General features: G+C 57.0%; 14 protein-coding genes. 9 read left to right on the top strand and 5 right to left on the bottom strand.

Features of this window, described 5'->3' with window-relative positions; translation table 11 throughout:
* The first annotated feature begins 105 nt into the window (after positions 1-105).
* The gene (locus AC6I8M_RS19125) at positions 106-453 is read left to right on the top strand and encodes a DUF4156 domain-containing protein (protein ID WP_010616459.1); all 348 of its coding nucleotides are present in this window, start codon (positions 106-108) and stop codon (positions 451-453) included.
* A gap of 157 nt (positions 454-610) precedes the next feature.
* Here AC6I8M_RS19125 and epmB read toward each other — a convergent pair whose 3' ends face one another.
* Complete coding sequence (gene epmB / locus AC6I8M_RS19120) at positions 611-1,639, bottom strand: EF-P beta-lysylation protein EpmB (RefSeq protein WP_498013567.1); 1,029 nt, start codon at positions 1,637-1,639, stop codon at positions 611-613.
* A gap of 40 nt (positions 1,640-1,679) precedes the next feature.
* On the opposite strand from epmB, the gene efp reads away from it, so the two are divergent.
* The 3 genes from efp to epmA all read left to right on the top strand — a co-directional run bounded on the left by efp (position 1,680) and on the right by epmA (position 3,674).
* Positions 1,680-2,246, top strand: a complete 567-nt coding sequence (gene efp, locus AC6I8M_RS19115) for an elongation factor P (protein ID WP_010616457.1) — start codon at positions 1,680-1,682, stop codon at positions 2,244-2,246.
* A 151-nt stretch (positions 2,247-2,397) separates the two neighbouring features.
* Entirely contained in the window at positions 2,398-2,532 is a 135-nt protein-coding gene (locus AC6I8M_RS19110; protein WP_010616456.1) for an entericidin A/B family lipoprotein, read from the top strand.
* 164 nt (positions 2,533-2,696) lie between these two features.
* Entirely contained in the window at positions 2,697-3,674 is a 978-nt protein-coding gene (epmA, locus tag AC6I8M_RS19105; RefSeq protein ID WP_010616455.1) for an elongation factor P--(R)-beta-lysine ligase, read from the top strand.
* Positions 3,675-3,738: 64 nt separating this feature from the next.
* Here the strand turns inward: epmA and degS are convergent, their stop codons facing one another.
* The 3 genes from degS to zapG form a co-directional block, all read right to left on the bottom strand.
* Positions 3,739-4,812 (bottom strand): outer membrane-stress sensor serine endopeptidase DegS, encoded by a 1,074-nt coding sequence (gene degS, locus AC6I8M_RS19100; RefSeq protein WP_058948740.1) that lies wholly within the window; start codon positions 4,810-4,812, stop codon positions 3,739-3,741.
* Positions 4,813-4,898: 86 nt separating this feature from the next.
* Positions 4,899-6,269, bottom strand: a complete 1,371-nt coding sequence (gene degQ / locus AC6I8M_RS19095) for a serine endoprotease DegQ (RefSeq protein ID WP_010618266.1) — start codon at positions 6,267-6,269, stop codon at positions 4,899-4,901.
* 108 nt (positions 6,270-6,377) lie between these two features.
* Entirely contained in the window at positions 6,378-6,782 is a 405-nt protein-coding gene (gene zapG, locus AC6I8M_RS19090) for a Z-ring associated protein ZapG (protein ID WP_021507757.1), read from the bottom strand.
* A gap of 184 nt (positions 6,783-6,966) precedes the next feature.
* On the opposite strand from zapG, the gene zapE reads away from it, so the two are divergent.
* The 5 genes from zapE to sspB all read left to right on the top strand — a co-directional run bounded on the left by zapE (position 6,967) and on the right by sspB (position 10,629).
* On the top strand, positions 6,967-8,094 hold the full coding sequence (gene zapE / locus AC6I8M_RS19085; protein WP_010618264.1) for a cell division protein ZapE: 1,128 nt from the start codon (positions 6,967-6,969) through the stop codon (positions 8,092-8,094).
* A 238-nt stretch (positions 8,095-8,332) separates the two neighbouring features.
* On the top strand, positions 8,333-8,761 hold the full coding sequence (gene rplM / locus AC6I8M_RS19080; protein WP_010618263.1) for a 50S ribosomal protein L13: 429 nt from the start codon (positions 8,333-8,335) through the stop codon (positions 8,759-8,761).
* 15 nt (positions 8,762-8,776) lie between these two features.
* The gene (gene rpsI, locus AC6I8M_RS19075) at positions 8,777-9,169 is read left to right on the top strand and encodes a 30S ribosomal protein S9 (protein ID WP_010618262.1); all 393 of its coding nucleotides are present in this window, start codon (positions 8,777-8,779) and stop codon (positions 9,167-9,169) included.
* A 329-nt stretch (positions 9,170-9,498) separates the two neighbouring features.
* On the top strand, positions 9,499-10,140 hold the full coding sequence (gene sspA, locus AC6I8M_RS19070) for a stringent starvation protein SspA (protein WP_010618261.1): 642 nt from the start codon (positions 9,499-9,501) through the stop codon (positions 10,138-10,140).
* 3 nt (positions 10,141-10,143) lie between these two features.
* The gene (gene sspB, locus AC6I8M_RS19065; RefSeq protein ID WP_010618260.1) at positions 10,144-10,629 is read left to right on the top strand and encodes a ClpXP protease specificity-enhancing factor; all 486 of its coding nucleotides are present in this window, start codon (positions 10,144-10,146) and stop codon (positions 10,627-10,629) included.
* Between the two features lie 111 nt (positions 10,630-10,740).
* Here sspB and AC6I8M_RS19060 read toward each other — a convergent pair whose 3' ends face one another.
* On the bottom strand, positions 10,741-12,495 hold the full coding sequence (locus tag AC6I8M_RS19060) for a sulfite reductase subunit alpha (RefSeq protein WP_010618259.1): 1,755 nt from the start codon (positions 12,493-12,495) through the stop codon (positions 10,741-10,743).
* Positions 12,496-12,531: the final 36 nt, after the last annotated feature.

Genomic DNA, 12,531 nt, shown 5'->3' with positions numbered 1-12,531 from the left:
GCAATACTTCGGCTTTGCGGGTTTAGGGTAATGAATGTCCAGAAAAAATGTGTGCTTTTCTGCTACGCTGCCGCCCGACACTGATGATAATAAATGGGGATTATAATGCGGATTAACCTCTCGCTCGGACTGGCAGTCGGTACCTTACTGCTGGCGGGCTGTAGCACCTCCAACCAACTGAGTGCCGCCGGCGAACGTGTCACCTTTGTTGATCAACAGCCAGGCAGCCAATGTCAGCTGCTGGGCAATGTTACCGGCTCGCAGAGCAACTGGCTGACCGGCTCAGGCGGTGAAGGCAGTTCACTGCGCGGTGCGGCCAACGACCTGCGTAACCGTGCAGCAGAGATGGGCGGCAACGTGATTTATGGTGCCACCAGCCCGACGCAGAATCTGCTGTCTGCCTTTGCCCCGCTCGACAGCAAAATGTCGGGTCAGGTGTATAAGTGCACGTAATGGTAGAGCAGCAATAAAAAAGCCGCGGGAGCGGCTTTTTTGTTTTTGAGTTCAGTCCCTGCGCGGTCGCCATCAATGGCGACCCTACGGTGATGGCGCCGCCGCGAAAATACTGTAGGGTGCACATTCATGCGCACCGGACAGCTGGCAGGGAACGTCACTCCTGACGCAGCTGCAGATCCAGCGGCGTTTTGCTCGGCTCACCGCCAATTTCTCGCGCCAGCTTTGGCACCATATAGCCTGACACCATGGTCAGCAGCTGCCGCACCAGCGCCCGCGCCTGCTCATCCGGCACAAAGAAGTGCGCCGCACCCTGCACCTTATCCAGCACATGTAAATAGTAGGGCAGGATGCCGGCATCAAACAGCGCATTGCTGAGCTGTGCCAGAGTCTGCGCATCGTCATTAACGCCGCGCAGCAGCACGCTCTGATTTAGCAGGGTGACGCCGGCGCGCTTCAGCCTCTGCATGCGTTCGCGCAGCGCCTCGTCAATCTCCTGCGCGTGGTTGATGTGGCTGACCAGCAGCACCTGCAGACGCGTATCCGCCAGCAGCTGGCATAGCCCTTCGGTAATGCGCGCCGGAATCACTACCGGCAGCCGGCTGTGAATGCGCAGGCGTTTCAGGTGCGGAATGTTTTCCAGTGCACCAATCAGCCACGCCAGCTCCTGATCTTTCGCCATCAGCGGATCGCCGCCTGAGAAGATGATCTCGTCCAGCTCGGGATGGGCGGCAATGTAATCAATCGCCGCCTGCCAGTTGCGCTTGTTGCCCTGATTATCCTGATAGGGAAAATGCCGGCGGAAGCAGTAGCGACAGTTCACCGCGCAGCCGCCCTTGACCAGCAGCATTGCGCGGTTTTTATACTTATGCAGTAAGCCCGGCACCACGCTGCTCTGCTCATCGAGCGGATCGGTGCTGTAGCCCGGCGCATCGGTAAACTCCTGACGACTGGTCAGTACCTGCAGCAGCAGCGGGTCCTGCGCATTGCCGCGCTGCATGCGCTGAATAAAGGCGCGCGGTACGCGCAGGGCGAACAGACGGCGTGCCTCGCTCCCGGCTGCCAGTTCCGCGTGGTTTTCGAGCGCTAAAAGTTGCAGTAATTCAGCAGGATCGGTGACAACATCAGCAAGTTGCTGCAACCAATCTTCTCTGACGGGGGAATTTAGGGTTACAATGTGTGCCATTTTTTTGGCTATTACCAGTTAATATCTACAGAGGGCCTTTATGGCGACTTATCTTAGCAACGATTTTCGTGCCGGTCTTAAAATCATGTTTGAAGGCGAACCGTATGCCATTGAATCCAGTGAATTCGTTAAGCCGGGTAAAGGCCAGGCGTTTGCACGTGTTAAAATGCGTCGTCTGCTGACCAGTTCACGCGTTGAGAAAACCTTCAAGTCTACCGACTCCGCCGAAGGCGCAGACGTGCGTGACATGACGCTGCAGTACTCCTACAACGACGGTGACTTCTTCTACTTCATGCACCCGGAAACCTTCGAACAGTATCAGGTTGAAGCCAAGGTGCTGGACGACGTGACCAAATGGCTGCAGGACAACGCCGAGTGTATCGTAACCCTGTGGAACGATAAACCGATCGCCGTTCAGCCACCGAACTTCATCGAAGCAGAAATCACTGAAACTGACCCAGGTCTGAAAGGTGATACTGCCGGTACCGGCGGCAAGCCAGCGACGCTGTCTACCGGCGCAGTGATCAAAGTGCCACTGTTCGTACAGATTGGCGAAGTGGTAAAAGTGGACACCCGCTCTGGCGAATACGTTTCCCGCGTAAAATAATCGTCAAATCAGGCGCATCATCGATGCGTCTTTTTTATTCCCGCGCTCTTCCCCGCACCGCGTCTTTTTTCAGCGGCTTAACCGCCATCATGGCGTATCCGGTCTATGCTTTAAAAGCTGTACTTTTACTGCAACCAACAAGGATATGGCTATGTTAAAGAAAAGTATTGTCGCGATTTTCCCGGTACTGGTGCTTTCCTCGCTGCTTTCAGCCTGTAACACCACGCGTGGCGTAGGCGAAGATGTTGAAGCGGGCGGTCAGGCAATTCAGCGCAGCGCGCAGTAACTAAAACCGGTGCGAAACCTGCTTTCGTACCGGCTTTCTCTTCCTCTTTTTGTCCTGCCAGCGCCTGTGATTTCTGAAACTGCCTGCCGCGACGGCGGTGCCGTTGTTTGCCGTCAGCAATACGGGTAGACTTCCTCCCCTTGTCTGTATAAGGAGTCATCACCATGAGCGAAACGGCAAGCTGGCAGCCGAGCGCACCCATTGCCAATTTGTTGAAACGCGCCGCCATCCTGGCGGAAATCCGGCGTTTCTTTGCCGATCGCGGCGTACTGGAAGTGGATACGCCCGCCATGAGCCAGGCGACGATCACCGACATCCACTTGGTGCCATTCCAGACGCGCTTCGTCGGACCTGGCGCGGCAGACGGGCGCGATCTGTGGCTGATGACCAGTCCGGAATATCACATGAAGCGCCTGCTGGCGGCGGGCAGCGGCCCGATTTATCAGATGGGGCGCTGCTTCCGTAATGAAGAGGCCGGGCGCCATCATAATCCGGAATTCACCATGCTGGAGTGGTATCGGCCGCACTACGACATGTATCGGCTGATGAACGAAGTCGATGATCTGCTGCAGCAGGTGCTGGAGTGTGACAGCGCCGAATCGCTATCGTATCAGCAGGCGTTTATCCGTCATCTGGAGATCGATCCGCTGTCGGCGGACAAGGCGCAGCTGCGCGAAGCGGCGGAAAAGCTGGGTGAGGGCGAGCTGGCGAATCGCGAAGACGATCGCGACACGCTGCTGCAGCTGCTGTTTATGCTGGGCGTAGAACCGAAAATTGGTCTCGATAAGCTGTGCTTCGTCTATCACTTCCCCGCCAGTCAGGCGGCGCTGGCGGAGATCAGTACCGAAGATCACCGCGTGGCAGAGCGTTTTGAGGTCTATTACAAAGGTGTGGAGCTGGCCAACGGTTTCCGCGAACTGACCGACAGCCGCGAACAGCGTCAGCGCTTTGAGCAGGATAATCGCCGTCGCGCTGCGCGCGGTTTGCCACAGCATCCGATTGATACTTACCTGCTGGATGCGCTGGCGCACGGCATGCCGGCCTGTTCCGGCGTGGCGCTGGGCGTGGATCGCCTGATTATGCTGGCTCTGAAGGCCGATGCGCTCAGTGAGGTGATCGCTTTCCCGGTCGATCGCAGCTAGTTACGCCGCGGTTCTGCACACCCGGCCGCGGCTCAGCGATGGCGCTGTCCGCGGCCGGGTGCGTTTACGGCGAGGTATTATTGGCCGCTTCCGGAAACTCCTGAATGGTAACCGGCAGCGTCATCTTCTGCTCATTGCGCAGCACCTGCACATCAATCACCGATCCCGGGCGGATTTCTGCCACCTGGTCCATGGTCTCCTGCGCGGACAGCGCCGGCTTACCGTTCACCTGCAGCAGGACATTGTTGGCCTGAATGCCGGCGCGATCCGCCGGACCGCCCGGCGTCACTTCGCTGACAATAATACCCTGCACCCGATCAAGGTTGCTGCCCTGGCCGTGCAGCGGCGGCAGCTCGCGCCCGGTAATACCGATATAACCGCGGATCACCCGGCCATCGCGAATCAGCTTATCCATGATTTTGGTCGCCAGCGCGGTAGGAATGGCAAAACCAATGCCTTCCGGGGTTTCGCCGTCGTTGCTTTTGTCGAAGGTCAGCGTGTTGATGCCCATCAGCTCGCCCAGCGAGTTGATCAGCGCGCCGCCGGAGTTACCCTGGTTGATTGAGGCATCGGTTTGCAGGAAGTTCTGCCGACCGGAGGAGCTCAGACCGATGCGACCGGTGGCGCTGATGATGCCCTGGGTGACCGTCTGGCCGAGGTTGTACGGGTTGCCAATCGCCATCACCACATCACCGATATGCGCGACACGTTTGGCGTTAATCGGGATTACCGGCAGGTTGGAGGCGCTGATTTTTAACACCGCCAGATCGGTCATGGCGTCGGAGCCCACCAGCGTCGCTTCAAAAAAGCGTCCGTCCTGCAGCGCGACGATAATCTGGTCAGCGTTATTGATGACATGTTTGTTGGTAAGGATGTAGCCTTTCGCGTTCATGATGACGCCGGAACCGAGCGTGGTAATGCCGCGATTATTGTTACCGTGCGCGCTGCGGTTATAGACGTTGACCACCGCCGGCACAGCACGTCGCACGCCCTGATTGAAACTGAAGGGCGCTTCATCGGCGCTGCTGTCGTGATCAAAGGTGACGTTGCTGCCCATTCGCAGCGCCGGGATCGCGACAAGCAGTAAACCTGCCACGATCAGGCCCATCACCACAGAACGTAAAAGTTTAAGAAACATGGTGTTATTTCAGGCAAGAGTTGATCGCAGGGCAGAATAGCACGAGAAGGGCGGACAAACACCTGCTTGTCCGCCCGTTGCGAGGATTATTGCAGAAGCAGGTAAATACTCTCGTCGCCGCGCACCACGTTCAGCGCCAGTACCGACGGTTTGCCCTCCAGCACTTTGCGCATCTCGGCGAGGCTCTGCACCCGCGTACGGTTGACGCCGACAATCACATCGTCTTTCTGCAGGCCAACCTGTTCTGCCGGCGTGCCTTTTTCGATGGTATCGACTTTGACCCCTTTATCGCCGGCTTTGGTATTGCCGTCACTGAGCGTGGCGCCCTGCAGCGCCGGCGACATCAGCTGGGCGCTGGCGGTGCTCTGCGCGCTCTGTTCCAGCGTTACGGTCACCGTCAGCGGTTTGCCATCGCGCAGCAGACCGATTTTCACCTGCTGGCCTGGCGGCGTAGTGCCGACTTTCACCCGCAGCTCGGCAAAGCTGGTGATCAGCTTATCGTTAATGGCGGTGATGATGTCGCCCGCTTTGATGCCTGCCTGTTCCGCCGCCGACTTCGGCAGCACTTCAGAGACAAATGCCCCGCGCTGCGCATCGACGTTAAACGCTTTAGCGATATCGGCGGTCATTTCTGTTCCTTTGATACCGAGCTGTCCGCGCTTCACTTCGCCGAACTGAATCAGCTGCTGAGCTAGGTTCATCGCCATGTTGCTGGGGATGGCAAAGCCAATACCAATGTTGCCGCCGCTCGACGCCAGAATGGCGGTGTTAATGCCGATCAGCTCGCCGTTGAGGTTCACCAGCGCGCCGCCGGAGTTGCCACGGTTGATGGCGGCATCGGTCTGAATAAAGTTCTCCAGTCCTTCCAGATTCAGCCCGCTGCGGCCCAGCGCCGAGATTATGCCGGACGTCGCCGTCTGGCCGAGGCCGAACGGGTTGCCGATCGCCACGGCAAAATTACCCACTTTCAGCGCGTCAGAATCAGCAATTTTCACCTGCGTGAGGTTTTTTGCGCCTTCTACCTGAATCAGCGCGATGTCGGTTTGCTCGTCATGACCAATCAGCTTTGCGTCATATTCGTTGCCATCGCTCAGCTGCACGCTGATTTTATCCGCACCGTTTACCACGTGATTGTTGGTCAGAATGTAGCCTTTGGCTGCGTCAATGATGACGCCGGAACCCAGTCCTTCAAACGGCTGTGGCTGAGACTGCCCGGGCGCCTGGCCAAAGAAGCGCTTCAGCGGCTCGGGAATATCCTGGCCCTGCTGACCGCTGTCGGTGCCCTCGACATGCACGCTGACCACCGCGGGCAGCACTTTTTCCAGCATCGGTGCCAGGCTTGGCAGTGCTTGTCCCTGAATCTGTGCCGGCAACGTGGCCATAGCACCCGGCGTAGCCGCCAGACTCATCCCAATGCTCAAGGCTAATGCGCTTAACAGTCGTGCTGGTTTTTTCATTGCTATGACGCTCTCGCTGCGAAAAGGGGGATAAAAGAAGTGTGACAGTTATTGGTAATAAGCGTTCGGAAAACAAAAAGGGCACAGCCATGCTGTGCCCCAAAAGGATTAACTGCGGGTGGTGCGTTCGCCGCTGCGCAGCAGGCCCGATGCGCCTTCAGAGTAGTCGCGCGGGATCTGCACCGGCGCCTGGTCGTTATCGGCCTCGGCTTCTGTCAGCTGGTAAGCAAACGGGTTTTTCTCGCCCGGCAGATTTGGCAGCAGGTCATTCGACCCTTTCGCCATGTGCTGATACAACTGGCGATAGTCGCGCGCCATGTTGTCCAGCAACTCTGCGCTGCGCGCAAAGTGGTTGGTTAGCTCTTCGCGGTAATCCGCCAGCTCCGCTTTGGATTTTTCCAGTTCGTACTGCATGCTGCGCTGCTCACGCAGCTTTTTGTTGCCAAAACGCATCGCTACCGCGCCGACAATAATGCCAATCACTAAACCAATCAGCCCGTATTCCCAGGTCATAATGACTCCCGTGTAATTTCCGTTGCTTCGTAGGGCATTGCTTCTGTTTCAACTTCAATAGTAGCCACTATACCCGTTAATCCATCGGAAGTGGAATCCTCGGGCTGTATCGCTTAGTTTAGAGCGGCCTAATTTTCGACAACCGACACGTGAATCGGACTTTTTCAGGGATTCTGATCGAACCATGCAAACCTCATCTCCGCTTGCGCGCTATGAGCAGGCGCTGTCGCAGGGCGAGTTTCGTCCGGACGATGTACAACGTGACGCCATCACCCGTTTAGATCGCATTCAGCAAGGCCTAATTGCTTGTCAGCAGCCGCCGCAGCCGACATCTAAAGGGCTGTTTGGCCACTTATCAAAGCTGATGAATAAAGCGCCGGAGAGCCATGAAGCGCCGGTGCGTGGCCTGTATATGTGGGGCGGCGTCGGACGCGGTAAAACCTGGGTAATGGATCTGTTTTTTCAGTCTATTCCTAGCGATCGCAAACTGCGTCTGCATTTCCATCGTTTCATGCTGCGCGTGCACGAAGAGTTAACGCAGCTGCAGGGCCACAGCGACCCGCTGCTGATTGTCGCTGACCGTTTCAAAGCGGAAACCGATATTCTCTGTTTCGACGAGTTTTTCGTCTCCGACATTACCGACGCAATGCTGCTTGGTACGCTGATGGAAGCGCTGTTTGCCCGCGGCATTACGCTGGTGGCGACCTCCAACATTCCGCCGGATGAGCTGTACCGCAACGGCCTGCAGCGGGCGCGTTTTCTGCCGGCTATCGAGCAGATTAAGCGCCACTGCGATGTGATGAATGTCGATGCCGGCATTGATTATCGCCTGCGCACCCTGACATCGGCCAATCTGTGGAATTTCCCGCTTAACGACGCGACGCACGCGGAGATGGAGCGCATGTTCAGCGCGCTGTCCGGTAAACCGCGCGGCGACGCGCCGGTGCTGGAGATTAACCATCGCCAGCTGCCGACGCTCGGCGTTCATGAAGGCGTACTGGCTATCAACTTCCTCGCGTTGTGCGGTGAAGGGCGCAGCCAGCACGATTACATTGAGCTGTCGCGCCGCTTCCACAGCGTGCTGCTGTACGATGTGCCGGTGATGATCTACAAAACGGAAGACCAGGCGCGGCGGTTCCTCGCGCTAGTGGATGAGTTCTACGAGCGTCACGTCAAACTGGTGGTTGCGGCAGAAACCTCGCTGTTTGAAATCTATCAGGGCACGCGGCTGAAATTCGAATATCAGCGCTGTCTGTCGCGCCTGCAGGAGATGCAGAGCGAGGAGTATCTTCGCCTGCCGCACCTGCCCTGAGGGGCAAACAGAAATCACCGTTTCGGGCGCAAAAAGAGTCGATCTTTAGATTCGACTTCTCTATAATTTTGCGACCCCACGTTACAGCACAGGCTTTCTTTTCCCGGAAAACTGTGTGATCTGGTAACTCTACCTGAGGGGGTGGGCTTGCTGGGCGAATTGGTCGTGTGAGCCTCAATCGTTAACTTAGCGTTTGGGATTTCACCAACGTGTAACTTTTATTTGGGTAAGCTTTTTAATGAAAACTTTTACAGCTAAACCAGAAACCGTACAGCGTGACTGGTATGTTGTTGACGCAACTGGCAAAACCTTGGGTCGCCTGGCGACTGAACTGGCGCGCCGTCTGCGTGGTAAGCATAAAGCGGAATACACTCCGTACGTTGATACCGGTGATTACATCATCGTTCTGAACGCTGATAAAGTTGCTGTAACCGGCAACAAGCGTAACGACAAGATTTATTATCACCACACTGGCCACATCGGTGGTATCAAGCAAGCGACCTTTGCAGAGATGATCGAACGCCGTCCTGAGCGTGTGATTGAAATCGCGGTTAAAGGCATGCTGCCAAAAGGCCCACTGGGTCGTGCTATGTACCGTAAACTGAAAGTTTACGCAGGTAACGAGCACAACCACGCGGCGCAGCAACCGCAAGTTCTTGACATTTAATCGGGATTATAGGCAATGGCTGAAACTCAAAACTACGGCACTGGTCGCCGTAAAAGGTCTGCCGCTCGCGTCTTTATCAAGCCGGGTAGCGGTAACATCGTAATTAACCAGCGCTCTCTGGAGCAGTACTTCGGTCGTGAGACTGCACGCATGGTCGTGCGTCAGCCGCTGGAGCTGGTTGATATGGTTGGTAAACTGGACCTGTACATCACCGTTAAAGGTGGTGGTATTTCTGGTCAGGCTGGTGCGATCCGTCACGGTATCACCCGCGCTCTGATGGAATACGACGAGTCTCTGCGTTCTGAACTGCGTAGAGCGGGCTTCGTTACCCGTGACGCGCGTCAGGTTGAACGTAAGAAAGTCGGTCTGCGTAAAGCACGCCGTCGTCCACAGTTCTCCAAGCGTTAATTGCTGGCTGCTTCGGCAGTTACAATTGGCTCAAAAAACCCGCTTCGGCGGGTTTTTTATTGCCTGAATCGCGGCTTTTTCAGCGCAAAAACGCGAGCTTTCCCCGCATTTTGCCCGCAAATGATTATCCCCGCCCCAAAAGCTGCTTAAAATCTGGTAAACTGACTGACACTTTGCGTCCGCGAGCCGCGGCGTTGTGCATACTGCTCCTGTCGGGACGACCGGACAATGCCCGTAACGCCCAGCTGTGTGCGAATCTGATGAGCAGGTGAGTCGCCGCGTGGTTGGCTATTCGCAGTATTTTTTTGTGAACAAACTTGGAGGTTTTCATGGCTGTCGCTGCCAACAAACGTTCGGTAATGACGCTGTTTTCTGGTCCGACTGACATTTTCAGCCATCAGGTACGTATCGTGCTGGCTGAGAAGGGCGTCAGCGTGGAGATCGAGCAGGTTGAAACGGATAATCTGCCGCAGGATCTGATTGACCTCAACCCGTATCGCACTGTGCCAACGCTGGTCGACCGTGAACTGACGCTGTATGAATCCCGCATCATCATGGAATACCTCGATGAGCGTTTCCCGCATCCGCCACTGATGCCGGTTTATCCGGTCGCGCGCGGTGAAAGCCGTCTGATGATGCACCGCATTGAGCAGGACTGGTACAGCCTGATGCGTACAATTGAAACCAGCAGCGGTGCCGAAGCCGATGCCGCGCGCAAGCAACTGCGCGAAGAGCTGCTGGCCATTGCGCCGCTGTTCTCACGTACGCCGTTCTTTATGAGCGAAGAGTTCAGCCTAGTTGACTGCTATCTGGCGCCGCTGTTGTGGCGTCTGCCGCAGCTGGGTATGGATCTGGCTGGCGCAGGTTCGAAAGAGTTGAAAGGCTACATGACGCGCGTATTTGAACGTGACTCCTTCCTCGCTTCTTTGACGGAAGCCGAACGTGAAATGCGCCTGCAAACCCGGGGCTAATCTATGGAAATGTCGCAACTTACTGCCCGCCGTCCCTATCTGCTGCGGGCCTTTTATGAATGGCTGCTCGACAACCAGCTGACGCCGCATCTGGTGGTGGATATCAATCTGCCTGGGGTACAGGTGCCGCTGGAGTACGCTCGTGACGGACAGATTGTCCTGAACATCGCACCGCGCGCGGTGGGTAACCTTGAGCTTGCCAACGATCAGGTGCGCTTCAATGCGCGTTTCGGCGGCGTGCCGCGCCAGGTATCTGTGCCGATGGCTGCGGTGCTGGCGATTTACGCGCGCGAAAACGGCGCTGGCACCATGTTCGAACCGGAGCCCGCTTATGAGCTGTCCGGCGACGAGCAGGAAGGCAGCCAAGAAGAGACGCTGGTGTCGGTGATTGATGGTGACCGTCCGGACGATGCGACGGATGACGACTGTTCACCGGATGATGAACCGCCGCCGCGCGGTGGACGTCCTTCACTGCGCGTAGTGAAGTAAATCGCGGAAAATAAAAAACGGGCTGATTAGCCCGTTTTTTTATGCCTGTGTCGCGGCGCGGCTTAGCGCGCTGCAGACCAAAGGAAGCGTAGCGCTCCCTTTGTACCAATCTTAATAAACGTCGCGCAGATAACGCTTATCTTTCTTCAGCTGATCGATATAGGCTGCGGCACGCTCGCTGGAAAGACCACCGAACTGACGCACCACTTCATACAGCGCGGCATCAACATCTTTTGCCATGCGTGAGGCATCGCCACAGATATAGAAGTAGGCGCCTTCCTGCAGCCAGGCGTACAGCTCAGCCCCTTTCTCCAGCATGCGGTTCTGCACGTAAATCTTTTCTTCCTGATCGCGGGAGAATGCCAGGTCGAGATGCGTCAGCAGACCGCTCTGTTGCCAGCCCGCCAGCTCATCCGCGTAAATATAATCATGTTCCTGATGCTGGTCGCCGAAGAACAGCCAGTTTTTACCTTCAGCACCGGTCGCCTGACGCTCCTGCAGGAATGCGCGGAACGGCGCGATGCCGGTGCCCGGACCGACCATGATCAGCGGGGCGTTATTGTTCGCCGGCACGCGGAACGCTTTGTTCGGCGAAATAAAGATCGCCGGCTTCTCTCCGCGACGCACGCGTTCAGCCAGATAGGTGGAGCACACGCCTTTACGCTCGCGGCCACCGCTGTGATAGCGCACGGAAGCGATGGTCAGATGCACCTGGTTAGGGTGCGCCTTGGAGCTGGACGAAATGGAGTAAGCACGGTGCTGCAGCGGACGCAGCATCGCCACCAGCTCCGGCACCGACAGATTACGCTTCAGCTCGAGCTGCAGCAGATCCAGCGTATCTTTGCCCCACAGCCAGTTGGCCAGCGTGTCTTTATCGTCGTGCTGCAGGACGTGCAGCAGCTCCTGGTTGGTGGTGTGCTGCCCGACCCACTCAATCAGCTTGCGCGACGGCTCAGAAATCTCAAACTGATAGGTCAGCAGATCGCCGAGGTTACGGTCAAAGCCCGGCACCGGGGTTTCGTAGTCGGCTTTCAGCTCGCTCAGCAGCAGGCTCACCAGCCCGGCATCGTTCACCGGGATCACGCCCAGCGCATCGCCGGCTTCGTATTTCAGGCCGCTGTCGCTCAGGTCAAATTCGAAGTGACGGATATCTTTGGCTGACTGCTCGCCGGACAGACGCTTATTGGTCACCAGCGCCGCCGCGTACGGGTTTTGCTTGTTACTGCCCGGGATCACCGGCGCTTCCGGCGCGCTCTCCAGCACCGTGCCGCTGCTGCCCGCGCTGGCGGCAAACTGTGGCATTGCGCTGCCAATCCACTCGCTGGAAGGCTCTTCGTAATCGATGTCGCAGTCGATGCGATCCACCACGCGTTTCGCCCCCAGCTGCTCCAGGCGCATATCAATGAACTTACCAGCCTGGCAGAAACCGTCGTAGCCGGTATCGCCGATTGCCAGCACGGCAAAGTGCATCTGCTCCAGACGCGGCGCGGTGCTGGCTAAGATGGCCTGCCAGAACAGCTGTGCGTTGTCCGGCATTTCGCCTTCGCCGTAGGTGGAGGTGACGATCAGTACATGACGCATGGTGGCGAACACATCCAGATCCACTTCACCCAGCGCCTGCACTACCGGCACCAAGCCTTTAGCGCGCGCCGCTTTGGCTGCGGTCTGCGCCAGCGCTTCGGCGTTACCGGTCTGGGAACCAAACAGAATATGCAGCTGGGTGGTGGCGCTGGCGCCCGCTGCCGGTGCGGTCTGCTTGTCTTCTAATACCAGCAGGCGCGAGTGGAGACCGGCGAGAAACCCCGCCAGCCAGTATTTCTGTTCGCCGTTAAACGGCGCATCTTCAGGAATGTAAGGAATCTTCATGGATATCAGTACTCAAACCGTTTTATCGTCATCAAT

Source organism: Type-A symbiont of Plautia stali (assembly GCF_059731155.1).
This window is presented reverse-complemented; position numbering and strand designations above follow the sequence as displayed.

Excerpts from the sequence above, each read along its gene's own strand:
- rplM (WP_010618263.1), top strand. The coding sequence starts at position 8,333 with ATGAAAACTTTTACAGCTAAACCAGAAACCGTACAGCGTGACTGGTAT.
- AC6I8M_RS19125 (WP_010616459.1), top strand. The coding sequence starts at position 106 with ATGCGGATTAACCTCTCGCTCGGACTGGCAGTCGGTACCTTACTGCTG.
- degQ (WP_010618266.1), bottom strand. The coding sequence starts at position 6,269 with ATGAAAAAACCAGCACGACTGTTAAGCGCATTAGCCTTGAGCATTGGG.
- AC6I8M_RS19110 (WP_010616456.1), top strand. The coding sequence starts at position 2,398 with ATGTTAAAGAAAAGTATTGTCGCGATTTTCCCGGTACTGGTGCTTTCC.
- zapE (WP_010618264.1), top strand. The coding sequence starts at position 6,967 with ATGCAAACCTCATCTCCGCTTGCGCGCTATGAGCAGGCGCTGTCGCAG.
- sspB (WP_010618260.1), top strand. The coding sequence starts at position 10,144 with ATGGAAATGTCGCAACTTACTGCCCGCCGTCCCTATCTGCTGCGGGCC.
- sspA (WP_010618261.1), top strand. The coding sequence starts at position 9,499 with ATGGCTGTCGCTGCCAACAAACGTTCGGTAATGACGCTGTTTTCTGGT.
- epmB (WP_498013567.1), bottom strand. The coding sequence starts at position 1,639 with ATGGCACACATTGTAACCCTAAATTCCCCCGTCAGAGAAGATTGGTTG.
- rpsI (WP_010618262.1), top strand. The coding sequence starts at position 8,777 with ATGGCTGAAACTCAAAACTACGGCACTGGTCGCCGTAAAAGGTCTGCC.
- efp (WP_010616457.1), top strand. The coding sequence starts at position 1,680 with ATGGCGACTTATCTTAGCAACGATTTTCGTGCCGGTCTTAAAATCATG.
- epmA (WP_010616455.1), top strand. The coding sequence starts at position 2,697 with ATGAGCGAAACGGCAAGCTGGCAGCCGAGCGCACCCATTGCCAATTTG.
- AC6I8M_RS19060 (WP_010618259.1), bottom strand. The coding sequence starts at position 12,495 with ATGAAGATTCCTTACATTCCTGAAGATGCGCCGTTTAACGGCGAACAG.
- degS (WP_058948740.1), bottom strand. The coding sequence starts at position 4,812 with ATGTTTCTTAAACTTTTACGTTCTGTGGTGATGGGCCTGATCGTGGCA.
- zapG (WP_021507757.1), bottom strand. The coding sequence starts at position 6,782 with ATGACCTGGGAATACGGGCTGATTGGTTTAGTGATTGGCATTATTGTC.